15 protein-coding genes are annotated in these 15974 nt (G+C 58.6%); 10 read left to right on the top strand and 5 right to left on the bottom strand.

All coding sequences use genetic code 11. The features are described from left to right. The first annotated feature begins 165 nt into the window (after positions 1 to 165). The 4 genes from HG264_RS07620 to HG264_RS07605 all read left to right on the top strand — a co-directional run bounded on the left by HG264_RS07620 (position 166) and on the right by HG264_RS07605 (position 3800). Positions 166 to 1059, top strand: a complete 894-nt coding sequence (locus tag HG264_RS07620) for a hypothetical protein (protein WP_169407105.1) — start codon at positions 166 to 168, stop codon at positions 1057 to 1059. Continuing rightward, the gene (locus tag HG264_RS07615) at positions 1059 to 1652 is read left to right on the top strand and encodes an ACP phosphodiesterase (protein ID WP_169407104.1); all 594 of its coding nucleotides are present in this window, start codon (positions 1059 to 1061) and stop codon (positions 1650 to 1652) included. Before HG264_RS07620 ends, HG264_RS07615 begins: the two co-directional genes overlap by 1 nt. Positions 1653 to 1770: 118 nt before the next feature. Then, positions 1771 to 2544 carry an MBL fold metallo-hydrolase gene (locus tag HG264_RS07610; RefSeq protein ID WP_169407103.1) on the top strand — a complete coding sequence of 258 codons (774 nt, stop codon included), beginning with the start codon at positions 1771 to 1773 and terminating at the stop codon, positions 2542 to 2544. A gap of 98 nt (positions 2545 to 2642) precedes the next feature. Beyond that, positions 2643 to 3800 (top strand): phosphatidylserine/phosphatidylglycerophosphate/cardiolipin synthase family protein, encoded by a 1158-nt coding sequence (locus HG264_RS07605; RefSeq protein ID WP_169407102.1) that lies wholly within the window; start codon positions 2643 to 2645, stop codon positions 3798 to 3800. Between the two features lie 40 nt (positions 3801 to 3840). On the opposite strand, the gene HG264_RS07600 is transcribed toward HG264_RS07605, so the two are convergent. Genes HG264_RS07600 through HG264_RS07590 form a run of 3 tightly spaced genes read right to left on the bottom strand, consistent with a single transcriptional unit; the run spans position 3841 to position 6678 of the window. Further along, positions 3841 to 4611: an enoyl-CoA hydratase gene (locus tag HG264_RS07600; protein ID WP_169407101.1), complete on the bottom strand. Its 771-nt coding sequence runs from the start codon at positions 4609 to 4611 to the stop codon at positions 3841 to 3843. A gap of 17 nt (positions 4612 to 4628) precedes the next feature. Beyond that, positions 4629 to 5555: a 2Fe-2S iron-sulfur cluster-binding protein gene (locus tag HG264_RS07595; RefSeq protein WP_169407100.1), complete on the bottom strand. Its 927-nt coding sequence runs from the start codon at positions 5553 to 5555 to the stop codon at positions 4629 to 4631. Then, entirely contained in the window at positions 5548 to 6678 is a 1131-nt protein-coding gene (locus tag HG264_RS07590; protein WP_169407099.1) for a GGDEF domain-containing protein, read from the bottom strand. The genes HG264_RS07595 and HG264_RS07590 overlap by 8 nt, the downstream gene beginning before the upstream one ends. Before the next feature lie 260 nt (positions 6679 to 6938). Between HG264_RS07590 and HG264_RS07585 the strand changes: the two genes are divergently transcribed. Further along, on the top strand, positions 6939 to 8459 hold the full coding sequence (locus HG264_RS07585; RefSeq protein ID WP_169407098.1) for a fumarate hydratase: 1521 nt from the start codon (positions 6939 to 6941) through the stop codon (positions 8457 to 8459). Between the two features lie 536 nt (positions 8460 to 8995). Here the strand turns inward: HG264_RS07585 and pyk are convergent. Continuing rightward, entirely contained in the window at positions 8996 to 10447 is a 1452-nt protein-coding gene (gene pyk / locus HG264_RS07580; RefSeq protein WP_169407097.1) for a pyruvate kinase, read from the bottom strand. Positions 10448 to 10765: 318 nt separating this feature from the next. On the opposite strand from pyk, the gene edd reads away from it, so the two are divergent. From edd to HG264_RS07565, 3 genes are read left to right on the top strand one after another with little or no spacing between them, the layout of a single operon-like run. Continuing rightward, positions 10766 to 12595 carry a phosphogluconate dehydratase gene (gene edd / locus HG264_RS07575; protein WP_169407096.1) on the top strand — a complete coding sequence of 610 codons (1830 nt, stop codon included), beginning with the start codon at positions 10766 to 10768 and terminating at the stop codon, positions 12593 to 12595. Positions 12596 to 12599: 4 nt separating this feature from the next. Next, positions 12600 to 13310 carry a 6-phosphogluconolactonase gene (pgl, locus tag HG264_RS07570; protein ID WP_169407095.1) on the top strand — a complete coding sequence of 237 codons (711 nt, stop codon included), beginning with the start codon at positions 12600 to 12602 and terminating at the stop codon, positions 13308 to 13310. Between the two features lie 10 nt (positions 13311 to 13320). After that, positions 13321 to 13959 carry a bifunctional 4-hydroxy-2-oxoglutarate aldolase/2-dehydro-3-deoxy-phosphogluconate aldolase gene (locus HG264_RS07565; RefSeq protein ID WP_169407094.1) on the top strand — a complete coding sequence of 213 codons (639 nt, stop codon included), beginning with the start codon at positions 13321 to 13323 and terminating at the stop codon, positions 13957 to 13959. Positions 13960 to 14003: 44 nt separating this feature from the next. On the opposite strand, the gene HG264_RS07560 is transcribed toward HG264_RS07565, so the two are convergent. Further along, positions 14004 to 14942, bottom strand: a complete 939-nt coding sequence (locus HG264_RS07560) for a universal stress protein (protein WP_169407093.1) — start codon at positions 14940 to 14942, stop codon at positions 14004 to 14006. Between the two features lie 216 nt (positions 14943 to 15158). Here HG264_RS07560 and HG264_RS07555 point away from each other — a divergent pair, with 216 nt between their 5' ends. Both HG264_RS07555 and HG264_RS07550 read left to right on the top strand, forming a co-directional pair. Further along, the gene (locus HG264_RS07555) at positions 15159 to 15584 is read left to right on the top strand and encodes a DUF4124 domain-containing protein (protein WP_169407092.1); all 426 of its coding nucleotides are present in this window, start codon (positions 15159 to 15161) and stop codon (positions 15582 to 15584) included. Then, the gene (locus HG264_RS07550) at positions 15584 to 15964 is read left to right on the top strand and encodes a PilZ domain-containing protein (protein ID WP_169407091.1); all 381 of its coding nucleotides are present in this window, start codon (positions 15584 to 15586) and stop codon (positions 15962 to 15964) included. Before HG264_RS07555 ends, HG264_RS07550 begins: the two co-directional genes overlap by 1 nt. The last annotated feature ends 10 nt before the right edge of the window (positions 15965 to 15974 follow it).

Here is a 15974-nt window from a genome sequence, read left to right as displayed (position 1 = left end):
CCCTCTTGAAGTATTTATCCAAGAGTACTGCCTGGCTGGCTGGGTCACCAGCGCCAACAGGAAATCACTAAGGAATACGACCCTAGTCATGCACTGGCAGAGCACGCACAATACGTGCGATGTGTTGCATAGGTATGACGAAGCGCTTCGGTTACGAGGATCGAGATGAGAAAACAAGATATGCCTGATGACCGCACGGACGATCAGTCTGACGGGTTATCAGGTATTCGTGCCACCGACGACGAGCGTGCGTATATTTCTCCGTCACGGCGTGACGACATGCCTGAAACAGGCGTGCGGGCGCCGGTACGCCCCGAGCCGGCTCAGCGCGGCGCTGGCGGATTATGGGCCCTGTGTGCGGCGCTGGCGTTATCGCTGATCGGTTTCGGCTATTGGAGTCATCAGCAACAGACCCGTTTGCAGCAACAACTGGTGGCTACACAGAACAGCTTTGCGCGTATCAGTGAAGACGCAGCCGGGCAGATCGAAAGTATCACCGGCAAGGTAACCGCGACCGAGTCCAGTCTGAGTGAGCTGGATGCGCTGAATCGACGCATCGACCAGTTATCCGAAGTGGTCGGAAGTCAGGGACAACTGCTGGAGCAGGTGGAGCAGGGCGGTACGACGCTCAAGGAGCACGGATCGAAGCAGCAACAACGCCTCGACGACGTCATCAATCAGACCGCCGCCCTGAGCGGCCGGCTTGACGCCTATGACGAAAATGCTACCGCGCTGGCTGGCCAGCTGACCATGCTCAATGCGCAGGTTATGGCGCTGAGTGAAGGTGTTGAGCAGCTGGCTCCGCTTGAAGCGCAGCTCGATCAGCAGGCGCAGCAACTCGCTGCGCAGCAACAGACCCTGGCTACGCTTAGTGAGCAGGTATCGACCCTGGATGTCGACGCTGAAATCGCGGCACTGCGCAGGCAGCTTGAGGAACGCATGTCGCTGGTGGCGGAGGAGATCCAGTCGATTGACAGCTTCCGGTTGCAGACCAATCGCACGCTCACTCGTCTGCAGACTCAACTGCGGGCGATGAACGAGACTGCCGGGCAGCCCTGATGAATTTTCTGGCGCACCTGTTTCTTGGTCCGCAACAACCGGAGCTGGCGCTGGGCAGTCTGCTCGGCGACTTCGTCAAAGGCCCGCTGGATTCCATGTCGCTGCCTGAACAGGTCAAACAGGGTGTCTGGCTGCACAGGCGTATCGATAGCTTTACTGATGCGCATCCGATGGTGATCCGGAGCAAGGCACGTGTCAGCGCAACGCGGCGGCGCTTTGCCGGAATCATGGTCGATATGTTCTACGATCATCTGCTGGCCGCCCACTGGCATCGCTACAGCGAGCGTCCCATCGAGCATTTCACGCAGGACATGTATGCCGTCCTGCTCGCTCAGCGCGCGCAGATTCCCCAGTCGGCCTGGCCGGTTATCCAGCGTATGGCGCAGCAGGACTGGCTGACCAGCTATGCTGAACTGAGCAACCTGCATCAGGCGGTGAACAACATCGCCAGGCGATTCACCCGGGCGACGACCCTGCCTGGCGGGGTAGCCGAACTGGAAGCCGAATACAGCGCCTTCGAGCGCGACTTTCTCTCGTTCATGCCGGACGTCATTGAGTTTGCCACTGCCGAGGCAACATTCCTCAGAAGTTAAGCCCGTTGATGCAGGTCAGCATGCCTTTCCCCGGTTTGCTCTATAACGAGTTCCGCCGCCACGGTGACAACCGATTTGCCGTGCGTAAAGCGTATTCAACCGGAGAGAAGGGAAGGCTATGGCCAGAGTGCTGTTCGATAATGGACCTCATAAAGTGTTGTGTTTTGATCAGTTGGTAACGGGCGACGGCGTCCAGTCCAATCAGTTTCTGATCATCGATCATGACCAGCATGCGCTGCTCGACCCGGGCGGCGACCTGACCTATATGCCCCTCGCCCTGGCAGTGAGCGAGCACATCGCCATTGCCGACCTGACCTATGTGTTCGCCTCCCATCAGGACCCGGACATCATCGCTTCGCTGGACAAGTGGTTCCTGCATACCGGCTGCAAGGTCGTGTGTTCGAAATTGTGGGCGCGATTCCTGCCCCATCTGTCGGCGGGATATCTCAGCAAAAGCAAGGGAATGAGCACTACCGAACGGATGATTGCGGTGCCTGACAGAGGGCAGAACGTTCCGCTCGGCAGAACTGAAATCAAGGCGTTGCCGGCGCATTTTCTGCACTCGGTGGGAAATCTGCAATTCTTCGATCCGGTCAGCAGGATACTTTTTTCCGGCGATATGGGCGCTTCGATGGTCGATGATGCCGAGCCGGTAACCGACTTCCACGAGCATGTTCCCAGCATGGAAGGTTTCCACCGGCGGTATATGGCTGGCAACAAGGCGTGCCGTTTGTGGGCCAATATGATTCGCTCGCTGAAGCCTGACATGATCGTTCCGCAGCACGGCCGACCCTTTGTCGGACCTGCTATGATCAACACCTTTCTCGATTGGGTCAGTCAATTGCAGTGTGGCCTGGACCTGCTCGAACAGGATGACTACCGCGTCCCGTAGGAAGGGCCTGTTCCCGTTCATCGTGGTCGCGATGGAGGCCCGTTGAGTTGACAGCGCGGCTCACCCGGAATGGGAACAGGCCAAGCCCAAGGAGCACCATGCCCGCACCGATTTACCCCTGGAGGCAGAACAACCAGTTCGAGTTGCTGATAGATGGCGAGGTGTTTTTTCCACGCATCATCGGAGCCATGCAGCGCGCTCAGTACGCCATTGATATTGAACTGTATCTGGTCAGTTCGGGTGAGAGCAGCAGCCGTGTGAACGAGGTCCTGATTGATGCGGTGGCGCGCGGCGTTAAAGTGCGGTGTCTGCTTGATGGGCTGGGTAGCCACGGCATGTGTGACGATGACCGTGAACGGCTGCTGGCTGGCGGCGTTGCGCTGCGCTTCTACAACCCGATCAGTCTGTTTGGCGGCAAGGGTAATTTCCACCGCGACCACCGCAAGCTGCTGATAATCGACGAGCAGCAGCTATTCATCGGTGGAACCGGGTTCACCGACGAATTCTGTCAACCTGGCGAGAAGGGCTACTCCCAATGGCATGAGCAGATGTTGCTGGTGCGCGGTCCGGTGGTGGCTGATTGTCTGGACCTGTTTGAGCGGCAGTGGGCCGCGTCCGGCAAGCGTCTGAGGCTGTTGCCGCCGCGTCGACAACGGGTATCGGTGCCGCCATCGCCGCCGTCGGGTGATGGTTATGCCAGGTTGTCATACACCGACTCGCAGGAGCATCGCGAGACGGTACAGGCGCTGTTTGCGACCATTTCCCGCTCGCGCAGAGTCATCTGGCTGGCGACCCCTTACTTTCTGCCGAGCTGGAAAATTCGACGGGCACTGATGCGCGCGGCTCGCCGCGGTGTGGACGTGCGCCTGTTGCTGAGCGGTCGTATTCACGACCACCCGGCGATACGTTATGCAGGACAACGGTATTACCAGAAACTGCTCAAGTCAGGCATTCGCATTTATGAGTACCAGCCACGCTTCCTGCATCTGAAAACCGTGCTGGTGGATGACTGGGCCAGCCTTGGCTCATGCAACTTCGATCACTGGACGTTGCACTGGAACCTTGAGGCTAACCTCAATCTGGTCGATACAGGGCTGAACCGGGCGATCACGCAAAGCTTCGAGACGGATTTTGGCATGAGCCGCGAATGGACGCGGGAGCAATGGCGCACTCTGCCTCGATTGCACAGGCTCAAGATCTTTCTCTGGGGATCAATCAATCGCGCGATCATGCTCTGGTTCAGCATCAAAGGCTGATCAAGGCGGCCCGCCGGAACGGGCGGCCGGGGATACCAGGCTAGGCAACCGGATAGGTCGGCTTGCGCTTCTCGAGAAAGGCCGACAGCGCTTCCCTGGCTTCCGGACCCTGAAGAAGGCTGGCGAAATGTTCACCTTCCTTGTCCATGATTTCACAGGCAGTCTCCCTGACGCCCTGCTTGATCAGCTGTTTCGTCAAACGTACCGACCCGGGCGGCAGCTCGGCGATGCGCAATGCGGCCGTGCGGGCTGCGTCCATTACGTCTGCGCCGGTGCCGAATGCATAGTTTGCCAGGCCCATATCAGCGGCGCGTTGGCCAGTGATTGCCTGCCCGAGAAGCAGCATTTCGGCGGCGCGCAGGTGTCCGATCAAGCGCGGAAGAAGAAAGCTGGAGGCCGCCTCCGGGCAGAGTCCCAGATTAACGAAGGGCATGGTCAGCATCGCGTCGTCAGCGACGTAGACCATGTCGCAGTGCAGCAACATGGTCGTGCCGATGCCGACGGCGGGACCGTTCACTGCAGCGATCAACGGCTTGTCCGCGTTGCAGATGGTTTTGAGAAAGTCGTACACCGGGCTGCCTTTGCCTCCGGGCGCGACGTTTACGAAGTCACTGATGTCGTTGCCGCTGGTGAAGCATTCTTCGCTGCCCTGAATGATCACGGCACGCAAGCTGCTGTCATCCTGAGCTGCGCGAATGGCCTCGGCCATACCGGCATACATTTCACGGCTGAGAGCGTTCTTCTTTTCCGGACGGTTCATGGTGATGGTCAGTACCGCATCACTATGGTCGATGAGCAGCTGGTCAGTCACATTGGCTCCTTGGCTTGTTATTGAGGGCGACTGTGAAAGGCTTCGTCTAGCACCTGTCGGCCGGGCAATCCGGCGAAAAACAGCGGCTTACGCAGATGCTCGACAAAACCCGGGTCGCCGCAGATTAGCGCCATGGTCCTGCGCGAGGCAATACGCAGCTGTCTGATATCGTCGGCCAGGGTGGACCGGCGCTGGAGTTTGACGGTCAATTGAGAATGTTGATCGGCAAGTTCTCCGAGACGGTTCTCCAGATAGCAATCACTTGTCGACCAGTGCCAGAGTTCAATCGGCGCTTCATGCCCGGATTCCAGCGCATGCCGCAGAATGGCCTGCAGTGGAGCCAGTCCGGTGCCTGCAGCCAGCAACAGAAGGGGGCGATCCTGCCAGTCCGGATCGTACTGCAATGCGCCGGTTGGCGATCCGAGGAACAGCTTGTCGCCTGCGCTGAGGTCCGCTGCGGCGCGACTGAATGCACCGGAGGCATGCCGCCGGATATGGAACTCCAACCAGGGCTCGCCTGGCAGGCTGGCAATTGAGTAGGGCCGTCCGAGCTGCGAATCAAGCCAGAGGGCGAGATGTTGACCTGGCAGGAACCTCAGGGGACGTTCCGGACGGAGGCGAAGTATCACAACGTTATCAACGGGCGTGACGGAAACTACCTCGGCGCTGAGGTCATCGCGTGCAGGGTCGTGCAATCGCAGGTCCATATCCTGCACTACCGGGCACTGACAGCTAAGCAGCCAGCCTGCCTCGCGTTGTTCGGTTGTCAGCATGTGGCACGCTTCAGCAGGCGCCTGACCTGGTTGGGCCTGAATCAGGCAGGTATGACAGTATCCACCGCGGCACGACCACGGGACGCTCTGGCCTTGGGCAAGCAGCGTGTCGAGCAGGTTTTTACCATGATGTGCATGCAGGGTCAGGTTGCCCAGTCGCAGCTCAGGCATGGGCCGGTTCGAATACTTCGCAGCGGTTGCGGCCGCTATTTTTGGCGCGGTACAGCGCATGGTCTGCGTCGCTTATGCAGGCATCCAGCTCATCGCCGGGGTAGACCAAGGTCAAACCGGCCGATAGTGTGCAGAATGTGCCTTCGGGCAAACACGTGAATTGGGTTTGGGAGAAGGCATTGCGGATGCGGTTCAGGCAGTGCTGCAGGCTGACCATGTCGCTGTTGTTCAGAAGCAGAATGAATTCCTCGCCTCCGAACCGGGCGACCAGATCCCCGCCGCGCAGGTTTTCCGCGGCTACCCGGGCAAAGCCTTGCAACACTTCGTCCCCTGCAGCATGGCCGTAGTTGTCATTGATCAACTTGAAATGGTCCAGGTCCACCAGAGCTATCCCCAGCGTTTTTCCGGGCCCCAGCAGCTGAATACGTCGGCGGGACTCGTCGATGAAATGGCGCCGATTGGCCAGACCGGTCAGGCTGTCAGTAGCGGCCAGATCCTGAAGTTGACCCATCATCCCCTTGAGAGTTTCCTGATGACTCTTTAGCGTGCTGTGGCGTTGTTGTAGCTCTTCTCTCAGCTTGCGAACGTAGCTTGCAACGACGCATAACCAGCTCAGGAAGCACGACAATGCGAACCATTCCATCAGTTGGACCGTAGGGTCGCGCTGCGACAGGTCGAAATAAAATTCGAAAGCAAGGACGACGGAATAGCCGCCCAGGGCTAAAACGGAGTGGAGCACGTAAGCACGCATACTCAGCCCGAACACACCGAATATCACGCCCATCGGGTACAACAGCAACATACTGCCGCGCAGGTCACCGAGAAAAATTATCAGATAAGTGACAAGCAGCGTCCCGGTGACGATCTGTATATTGGTGAGACTGGGATCGGTGAAGCGCTTGTTGAAACCGCTTTTAAAAGCCAGCCAAAAACCGAATTGCGTCACTATGCCCAATACGAAATGGCTGATGAATGTCAGGGTGTTGCCAACGTACTCACCGGATAGCCAGGCGACGGCGATCAGTACGTAGCCAATAAAGTAGTTGCTCTGAGCGAGATATAAGCGCTGCAGGCGCAGCGCCAAAGCTTTCGCTTCACTGACGTTGGAATCCTTTCCGGTCACGTTGCGCCTGTCCTTTTTGTATGATGGCGATTTGACGTCAATTTAGCGCTGCGTAGCTGTTTTGCAAAGCCTTTTGTCTCATTCGCAGGCCAACTGGCGCAACACCCTCTGCCGCAGAGGCGTTGCTCAGGTATACTGCGTGCCTCTTTTCTGGCAAGGGCCTCCGGCCCAGCCGTCGCTTTGTCCGTGAACCTGGCAGTTCTGTCCTCTTCCTTGCAGGTCAGCGCGAGCCAGCAGCCAATAGAGGAGCCTGTCCGAGCATGGCCATAATCAAGCAAGATGATTTGATTCAAAGCGTGGCTGACGCGCTGCAGTACATTTCTTACTACCATCCTGTGGATTTCATCCAGGCCGTGCATGAGGCCTATCTGCGGGAGGAGTCCCCGGCCGCACGCGACGCCATGGCTCAGATCCTGATCAATTCCCGTATGTGCGCCACGGGCCACCGCCCCATCTGTCAGGACACCGGCATCGTTACGGTCTTCGTCAAGATCGGCATGAATGTGCGATGGGACGGCGCCACCATGAGCCTCGATGACATGATCAACGAGGGCGTGCGTCAAGCCTACAATCTGCCCGAGAACGTGCTGCGTGCTTCGATTCTGGCTGATCCTGCCGGCAAGCGCACCAACACCCGCGACAACACGCCTGCGGTAATCCATTACCAGATGGTGCCCGGCGACACAGTTGAATTCCACGTTGCGGCCAAGGGCGGCGGCTCGGAAAACAAGTCGAAGATGGTCATGCTCAACCCGTCCGACTCCATCGTCGATTGGGTAGTGAAAACCGTTCCGACCATGGGCGCAGGCTGGTGTCCGCCCGGCATGCTCGGCATCGGTATTGGCGGAACCGCAGAAAAGGCTGCGGTGATGGCCAAGGAATCGCTGATGGATCCGATCGATATCCATGAACTGCGTGCCCGCGGTCCGCAGAACCGGGTCGAAGAACTTCGCCTGGAAATCATGGACAAGGTCAACGCGCTTGGTATTGGCGCACAGGGCCTCGGTGGTCTGACTACCGTTCTCGACATCAAGATCATGGATTACCCGACCCACGCTGCGAGCTTGCCGGTGTGCATGATCCCGAACTGCGCAGCGACCCGTCACGCGCACTTCGTGCTGGATGGCAGCGGTGCGGCCGAGCTGACGCCGCCTCCGATGGATGCGTATCCGGATATCACCTGGGAAGTCGGTACCGGCGTGCGCCGGGTCAATCTGGACACGCTGACGCCGGAAGACGTGCTGACCTGGAAGACGGGTGAAACTGTTCTGCTGTCAGGCAAGATGCTCACGGGCCGCGACGCTGCGCACAAGCGCATGGTCGAAATGCTGAATAACGGAGAGCAGCTGCCCGTTGATCTGAAAGGGCGCTTCATCTACTACGTCGGCCCGGTTGATCCCGTGCGCGAAGAAGTGGTCGGACCGGCTGGCCCGACTACCGCTACCCGCATGGACAAGTTCACACGCCAGATCCTTGAGCAGACTGGCTTGCTGGGTATGATCGGTAAATCCGAACGCGGTCCGATTGCGATCGAAGCGATCAAGGATCACAAGGCGGTGTATCTGATGGCGGTCGGTGGCGCAGCGTATCTGGTTGCCCAGGCGATCAAGAAAGCCGAAGTACTGGCCTTCCCGGAAATGGGCATGGAGGCGATCTACGAGTTCGAGGTCAAGGACATGCCGGTGACCGTAGCAGTTGATACCAATGGTGAGTCGGTACACATCACTGGACCGGCAATCTGGCAGAAAAAAATCGCTGATAGTCTGGCGGTTGAAATCTAAGCCCGGTTCCTTTGCGCTACCGAAAGCCCCGAGCGCGCAAGCGTCTCGGGGTTTTTTCGTTTGGCTCGCTTATTCCGGACCCGAGTCTAAAAGCACGCAACAAGCATCGCCCATGTGCTGGATTACGCACAGACCATACGCAACACCAGTCCATTCCCCACTTTGAAAAAGGGGGGCTAGGGGGGATTCGCTTTTTTGCTGACTAACCGGTGCAGGTCGCCCACCAGCTATCAGGCTTGCGCAAGACGCCGTGAACCCATCCCTGGGGGCTTGACGAAAACATCCCTGTTTTCGACACTTGCGCCACCCTGATAGCCGGCGGGCTCGATGAGCATCGGCGTGAGGTGGAGATTTAAAACCGCTTTGGTTTTTGCTTTGGTCTTTCTCTCAGACAACGCCAACGTCCATGCGAAGCGTGGCGACAGAGTTGAGCCGACCGTGCGATGACATGGATGTCATCGACGAGCTTACAGGGACGTACTTGCAGCGTGTCGGCGCAGCGCTGTCGGCTCGCGGAAGCTGGCTCCGGCCCAGCGTTACACCAATGATTCACCCACATGTAGCAGTTTCAGTGAGTTGGTGCCACCTTGCGAGTCGTACACATCACCCTTGGTCAGGATCACCCAGTCGCCTTGCTGAACATGACCGAGCGCTAGCAGTTTGTTCACCGCCGCCTGATTGACTTTCCTCGCTTCCACCGCTGAAGGATCGAATTCGATGCTTTGCACGCCTCGGAACATGGCGACCTTGCCCAGCGTCTGGCTATTGGGCGACAGCGCGAAAATCGGCAGGTGAGAGCGGATACGCGACATGATCAACGGGGTATAGCCGCTTTCGGTCAGACTGATAATGGCGGTAACGCCCGGGAAGTGGTTGCCGGCATACATAGCAGCCAGCGCAATGGTTTCATCGCAACGCTCAAAGCTCTGGTGCAAACGGTGGCTGGATGTCTGGCTGATCGGGTGTTTCTCTGCACCCACGCAAACGCGCGCCATGGCCTGAACGGCTTCGATCGGGAAGTTGCCAGCAGCCGATTCGGCAGAGAGCATTACGGCGTCGGTGTAATCCAGCGCGGCGTTGGCAACATCCGAGACTTCCGCACGCGTGGGCAGGGGGCTGCTGATCATCGATTCCATCATCTGGGTGGCGGTGATGACCACCTTGTTCTGGCGACGGGCGCGATTGATGATCGTTTTCTGGATGCCAACCAGTTCAGCGTCGCCGATTTCGACGCCCAGATCGCCCCGTGCGACCATCACGCCGTCACTGGCTTCGATCAAGCCATCCAGCGCTGCTTCGTCTGCCACCGCTTCGGCGCGTTCGATCTTGGCGATCAGCCAGGCCTGGGAGCCGGCGTCTTTCAACAGGCTACGTGCAAGGTGCATATCCGCGGCGTCGCGGGGAAAGGATACAGCGACATATTCCATCTCCAGTTCGGAGGCGAGCAGGATGTCATTGCGATCCTTGTCGGTGAGTGCCGCAGCGGACAGTCCGCCGCCGCGCCGGTTGATACCCTTGTGATTGGACAGTGGGCCGCCTGCCGTGACGGTGCAGCTGACTTCCTCCGCGGTGACCTGATCGACGTGCAGCACGACGCGGCCGTCATCCAGCAGCAGTTCGTCGCCCGTACGGCAGTCCTCGACCAGCTGTGGGTAGTCGATGCCGACGACCTCGGCGTTGCCGGCATCCAGTGAGTGGGTCGTACTCAGACGGAATTTATCGCCAATGGCGAGCTGAATCTTGCCGTTCTCAAAACGGGCAATGCGGATCTTGGGGCCCTGCAGGTCGCCCATCAGCGCAACGTGCAACCCCTTCTTGGCAGCCATCTCGCGTACCAGTCGCGCTCGTTCGCGGTGCTCGTCTGCCGTGCCGTGGGAAAAGTTCATACGTGCGACGTTCATCCCTGCATCGATCAGCGCAGCGATGCACTGCGCTGTGCTGCTGGCAGGTCCCAGGGTGGCGACGATCTTGGTACGGCGGATAGACATGTCAGGTTTCCTATTGATGTGTGGGGGCGCCTGCTTGACGCGGGTGCCCGAAAGGTGGCGCTGTAATTGTCGCTAGCAAGCTAAGCAACATGATGTGGCATTCATGCGATTCAACCAGGATGAATTATCACTGGTCCGGTACCTGGAGGCGTACAATGGCGCCAGGTTGGCGACCTGTTACCGAAGCTATAGTCTAGCCGGTATGTGTCAAGCCAGAGCGTCATGATACTAGGGAAGCGCTGAACAATTCTTGCGCTCTCTGGCTTCCAGACGGGTTCGGCGATTCCTGGGAGACGCGCACTGCGAAGGGGAGGGCAAATGCACCCACGTGTTATCGAAGTGACTGAACGCCTGCGTGAGCGCAGCCAGCAATCGCGCCAGGGCTATCTGCAGCAGATGGCCGATGCCGCAGCGCAACCGCGCGGTCGCCGGCGCCTGTCGTGCGGCAACCTCGCCCACGGCATGGCCGCCTGTTCCTCTTCCGATAAGGACCGGTTGCGGATGATGGACGAGGTCAATATCGGCATCGTTACCGCCTACAACGATATGCTCTCTGCGCACCAGCCCTATGAAACCTATCCATCGTTATTGCGTGACGCCTTGCGCGCCTTTGGCGCGACTGGCCAGGTTGCAGGTGGTGTACCGGCAATGTGTGACGGTGTCACTCAGGGCGAGCCGGGTATGGAGCTGTCGCTGCATAGCCGGGATGTGATTGCCATGGCGACTGCTGTCGCGTTGTCCCACAACATGTTTGATGGCGGCCTGTGTCTGGGTATCTGTGACAAGATCGTTCCCGGCCTGTTGATGGGGGCGCTGCGCTTTGGCCATCTCCCGATGCTGTTCGTGCCTGCCGGCCCAATGCCCTCCGGGCTGCCCAATAAAGAGAAGGCCGCAGTGCGGCAGCGCTTCGCCGAGGGGCTGATCGACCGTGAAGCCCTGCTTGATGCTGAAACGCAGTCATATCACTCTCCCGGCACCTGTACGTTCTACGGAACAGCGAACACCAACCAGATGTTGCTGGAGGCGATGGGGCTGCAGTTACCCGGCGCCTCCTTTGTTAATCCGGGCACGCCTTTGCGCGACGCGCTCACTGTATATGCAGCAGAACAGGCCGCTCGTCTGGCGCGCAGCGGGGAAGGTTCGCTTGCTTCGATTGTTGATGAGCGGGCGTTGATCAATGCTGTGGTGATGCTGCTGGCCACAGGTGGTTCGACCAATCTGACCTTGCATCTGGTTGCGATCGGTCAGGCTGCGGGTCTCAAACTCAACTGGGACGATATGGCCAGCCTGTCTGAAGTGGTGCCCGGGTTGGCAAAGATCTACCCGAATGGTCAGGCTGACATCAATCACTTCCAGGCTGCCGGTGGTACGGCTTTCCTGTTCCGTCAATTGATCGAGGCAGGGTTGTTGCACACTGACGTGCACACCGTGGCGGGACCGGGTCTTGAACGTTATACCCAGGAGCCGATGCTGCGCGATGGCAAGCTGACCTGGCGGGCCGGGCCAGTCGAGAGTCTGGATCAGTCGATTCTGCGCGATTGGCGTGAGCCGTTTTCAGACGACGGCGGGCTGAGGTTGGTGCAGGGTCGGCTTGGCCGTGGCGTTATCAAGGTCTCGGCGGTTGCCGAAGCGCATTGGCGCGTGAGTGCGCCCTGTCGGATCTTTGAAAGCCAGGAAGCCTTCGTTGCGGCCTTTCAGGCCAATGAGCTGGAGCGCGACCTCGTCGCTGTGTTGCGTTTTCAGGGCCCGGCGGCCAATGGGATGCCGGAGCTGCATAAGCTCACACCCTATCTCGGCGTGCTGCAGGACCGAGGCTTCAACGTCGCGCTGGTTACCGACGGGCGTATGTCCGGCGCGTCCGGTAAAGTCCCTGCGGTCATTCATCTGTGTCCTGAAGCGCGCGGCGGTGGCCCTCTGGCTTTGCTGCACGACGGTGATCTGGTGACCCTTGATGCGGCTGCGGGCACGCTTGATGTTGCAGTAGACGAGGCGGTCTGGAGTGCTCGTCAGCCCGTTAGTCAGGCCGAGCCGGTCCGCCGCGGATGGGGGCGGGAAATGTTCGCTTTCATGCGCCATGCTGTCAGTTCGGCGGAGGAGGGCGGTAGCAGTTTCACCGCGAGCCTGTATGAAGCGGACGAGGAGAGATGAGTCTATGACACTGCAGCAATCAGTAACGCAGCGGGGATTGCGGCTGGATGAAGCGCAATCGGTCGAGGAGCACGCAACACGTCTGGCGGAGCGTATCGCTACGGCATTAGGCGAGGCCATATCCCGCAGCGGGCGCGCTGTTCTGGCCTTGTCGGGCGGGCGTAGTCCCGAGCCGGTTTTGCATTGCCTGAACCGTTTGGAACTGGACTGGCAAAAAGTCATCATAACGCTCGCCGATGAGCGTTGGGTCCCGCAGGATCATCCCGACAGCAACGGCGGTATGGTCTGTCGTTGTCTGCAAGACGTCATGCAGCTGGCGCGCTGGGAGCCGATGTACCGCGGGCGGAGCCCTGAACAGGATGCTGCTGAGTTCGATACGCTCCTTCAGTCGCTGTTACCGCTTGATGTGCTGGTGCTGGGGATGGGAACAGACGGGCACACTGCTTCGCTGTTTCCGGGTATCGATGATCTGGAGACGAGTTTGTCGGCGGCGGCTCCAGTATTGTGTCGGGCCATTCCCGCCACCGAGGATCGTCTTCCCCGGGTTACCATGACGGGCAAGGCGTTGAATCAGGCAGCGGTTCGCCTGCTTCAGATCAACGGACCGCAGAAGCGCCAAACGCTGACAGAAGCGTTTTCCGCATCCCCTGCGCGGCGGCCGATTGCGGCATTTCTTAGGCCGCCCATGGACATTTATTACAGCCCAGAGGGCTGACAGGACATTTATGAGCCTTGCCGAGAATACTCGCGAACTGGATCGTCTATTTGCCGCCGTGCGAGTGTTGCCTGTACTGAGCATCCGTCGGGAGGCTGACATCTTTCCGCTTGCCGACGCGCTGCTGGCCGGTGGAATCACCACGCTTGAGATCACATTACGTACGGCTCATGGTCTATCAGCTATCGCAAGGCTGCAGCAGGAGCGGCCGGAACTCTGTGTTGGCGCGGGGACAGTGCTTGATGGCCGGCAGTTTCAGTCCGCTCTCGACGCTGGCGCGAGGTTCATCGTGACACCCGGTTGTACGGATGAACTGCTCACGCTGGGACTCGATAGCCCGGTTCCGCTATTGCCAGGCATTGCCACCGCTTCCGAGTTGATGATGGGCTATCGGCTCGGTTATCGGCGGTTCAAGCTGTTTCCAGCGGAGGTATGCGGGGGTGCGGCTGTCCTGCGGTCGTTTTCCGGTCCTTTCCCCGGCGTGCGATTTTGCCCCACAGGCGGTATTACCCAGGCGAAAGTTGCCGATTACATTGATCTGGACAACGTCATGGCAGTTGGCGGCAGCTGGATGGCACCGCGTGAAGCCGTCGAGGCGGGCGACTGGTCGACTATCAGCGAACTCAGCCGCCAGTCACTCGCAGATTAAGCATGCCTGCCGCCGTCCCATGGCAGCGATGCACGTAGTAATGATCAGGAAGCAGGTCTGCTGGGATCAACGAACTCGTCAGGTTTGATCACCAGTACATCGCAGGGCACTTCATCGAGCAGGCGCTCGGCGGTGTGACCGATCAGGGCAGCATCCAGGCGCGAACGCGATACCGCGCCCATCACCAGCAAGTTGATTGCCTGTTTTTCGATGAACTCGGGTATGGCTTCCTCCGGGTATCCCTGCAGCAGTTGTCGATGGGTTGCCGGTATGCCGGCTGTATCGGCCAGCTCGGCGAATGCTTGCTGATGCCGGGCTCTCACTTCGCCAGCATAGGCATCGTAGTCACCGATGATGCTCGCATCGAATACCAACGTGCGCGGAAGCGGGTTGTAGCAGTGGGCAATATACATCTGCGCACGCATTGCCTTGGCCAGGCTGTCGGAGTTGGCTATCAACTTGTAATCCAGAGCAGCTGGTTTGTCTGCTTCGTGCAGGGGGTCGACGCTGGCGCAAATCGAGCCGATCAGCGTGTCAGCCTGTTTGACCAGCCATAGAGGGGCTTCGCAGTGGCGAATCAGTTGCCAGTCGGTATTGGTCAGTAACAGTTTCTTGATCGGGTTGTGGTGGTGAGTGGTCTTGATCACCAGGTCAGCACGTAATTCCTGAGCCGCTTGAAGAATGTGCCGGTCGCGGCGCTTGCCCCATACGGCTCGGGTCTCCACGCTAGCCGCTTTTTCCCGCAGAGGCTTGGCGAGCTTGTCGAGGAATACTTCGTGTTGCTTGATGAGCGAGGCGCGCGCCTTTTCCAGCCCTGGCGTCGCAAACAGCAGCCCCCCGTCCAGTGCGGAGTTGTAGTCACACAGGAATAGCGTAAAAGTCGCGTCTGGATAGAAAGCGGCCAGCTGTTCGGCGCGGCGCAGCGATGGCTGGTCTGATTCGCTGGTCGGGTCAATCACCACCAGCACATTGTGGAATTCCATCAATACTGCCTCCTGATTCGGGAAAGTTTGAATGAGTGTAAGACAAGATAGGGCTTTTGGAAGTGACCTGCATCAAGATGGATGGTCGGTCGTTGAGCCGCTGGAATCTATAGGATGCAACTGACTATCGCTCGTTTGGGTTAGTTTGTGCTTGGCCAGCGCGAACAGCTGCATTATTCTCGTACATTCAGGATGTTAGCGGACCAGGACGGGCCAATGTTCAGATGGTTAACAATGTGTGTGCTTGCTTTGTCTCCGATGCCGTTGGTGGCTGAAATCTACCGCTGGGTCGATGCCGAAGGCCGTGTGCAGTTCAGTGAACGGCCGGCAGCAAATGCCGAGCTGATGGATATTCGTCCGCAGGTAATCGAACGCGATGAGCAGGTCCTCCAGAGGGAAAGAAATATCCGAAAGATCATGGAGGTGCGGGCCAGTGAACGGGAAATCGAAACGGCCCGTTCCGTGGCGCGACGCGAGCAGACTAAGGCACAATGTGATGAACTGCGGCGTCATTTGGCCAAGTTTGAAGGTCGAAGACTGTGGTATGAAGTAAATGCGGACGGCAAGAAGGTAGAAGTTCACCCGGGCCGCGTCAAAGCACGCAAACATGAACTTGAAACCCAGCTACAGGAGCGCTGTTAATGCCGTCTCTGCCTCTGTCCGGCAGCATGAGCTCGCCAGGATATATTGAGCAGCGTCACATCGCCCGCCATCAACTGGCGGCGTATCTTAGTGTCTACAATGCTCGCACGGATAAGCCGATGGGGCAGATAGGCAACGTTTCGGGCAATGGGTTGATGTTGATCAGCGTATTGCCGGTCATGGTCGATGAAATATATGACATGCGCTTGAAGTTGCCAGCCGGTGAAGGTGGTCTGGATATCATTGATTTCAAGGCATTGAGCCATTGGTGCCGGTCAGATGTATCGCCGGGCTTTTTTGATACGGGTTTCAGCATCGTATCAAGCACGCATTCCATCAGTGAGCTTGCCCATCTGCTGGAGCGATTCTTCACCTTTTAAGGGCGCGAAG

It is taken from the genome of Pseudomonas sp. gcc21 (assembly GCF_012844345.1).
In the GTDB taxonomy this organism is placed as follows: Bacteria; Pseudomonadota; Gammaproteobacteria; order Pseudomonadales; family Pseudomonadaceae; genus Halopseudomonas.
Note: the sequence above shows the minus strand (reverse complement) of the source record. Positions and strands in the feature narration are given on the sequence as shown.

What these genes read in the sequence shown, in the direction of transcription:
- HG264_RS07620 (WP_169407105.1), top strand. Translation starts at nt 166, where the DNA reads ATGAGAAAACAAGATATGCCTGATGACCGCACGGACGATCAGTCTGAC.
- HG264_RS07615 (WP_169407104.1), top strand. Translation starts at nt 1,059, where the DNA reads ATGAATTTTCTGGCGCACCTGTTTCTTGGTCCGCAACAACCGGAGCTG.
- HG264_RS07610 (WP_169407103.1), top strand. Translation starts at nt 1,771, where the DNA reads ATGGCCAGAGTGCTGTTCGATAATGGACCTCATAAAGTGTTGTGTTTT.
- HG264_RS07605 (WP_169407102.1), top strand. Translation starts at nt 2,643, where the DNA reads ATGCCCGCACCGATTTACCCCTGGAGGCAGAACAACCAGTTCGAGTTG.
- HG264_RS07595 (WP_169407100.1), bottom strand. Translation starts at nt 5,555, where the DNA reads ATGCCTGAGCTGCGACTGGGCAACCTGACCCTGCATGCACATCATGGT.
- HG264_RS07585 (WP_169407098.1), top strand. Translation starts at nt 6,939, where the DNA reads ATGGCCATAATCAAGCAAGATGATTTGATTCAAAGCGTGGCTGACGCG.
- pyk (WP_169407097.1), bottom strand. Translation starts at nt 10,447, where the DNA reads ATGTCTATCCGCCGTACCAAGATCGTCGCCACCCTGGGACCTGCCAGC.
- edd (WP_169407096.1), top strand. Translation starts at nt 10,766, where the DNA reads ATGCACCCACGTGTTATCGAAGTGACTGAACGCCTGCGTGAGCGCAGC.
- pgl (WP_169407095.1), top strand. Translation starts at nt 12,600, where the DNA reads ATGACACTGCAGCAATCAGTAACGCAGCGGGGATTGCGGCTGGATGAA.
- HG264_RS07565 (WP_169407094.1), top strand. Translation starts at nt 13,321, where the DNA reads ATGAGCCTTGCCGAGAATACTCGCGAACTGGATCGTCTATTTGCCGCC.
- HG264_RS07560 (WP_169407093.1), bottom strand. Translation starts at nt 14,942, where the DNA reads ATGGAATTCCACAATGTGCTGGTGGTGATTGACCCGACCAGCGAATCA.
- HG264_RS07555 (WP_169407092.1), top strand. Translation starts at nt 15,159, where the DNA reads ATGTTCAGATGGTTAACAATGTGTGTGCTTGCTTTGTCTCCGATGCCG.
- HG264_RS07550 (WP_169407091.1), top strand. Translation starts at nt 15,584, where the DNA reads ATGCCGTCTCTGCCTCTGTCCGGCAGCATGAGCTCGCCAGGATATATT.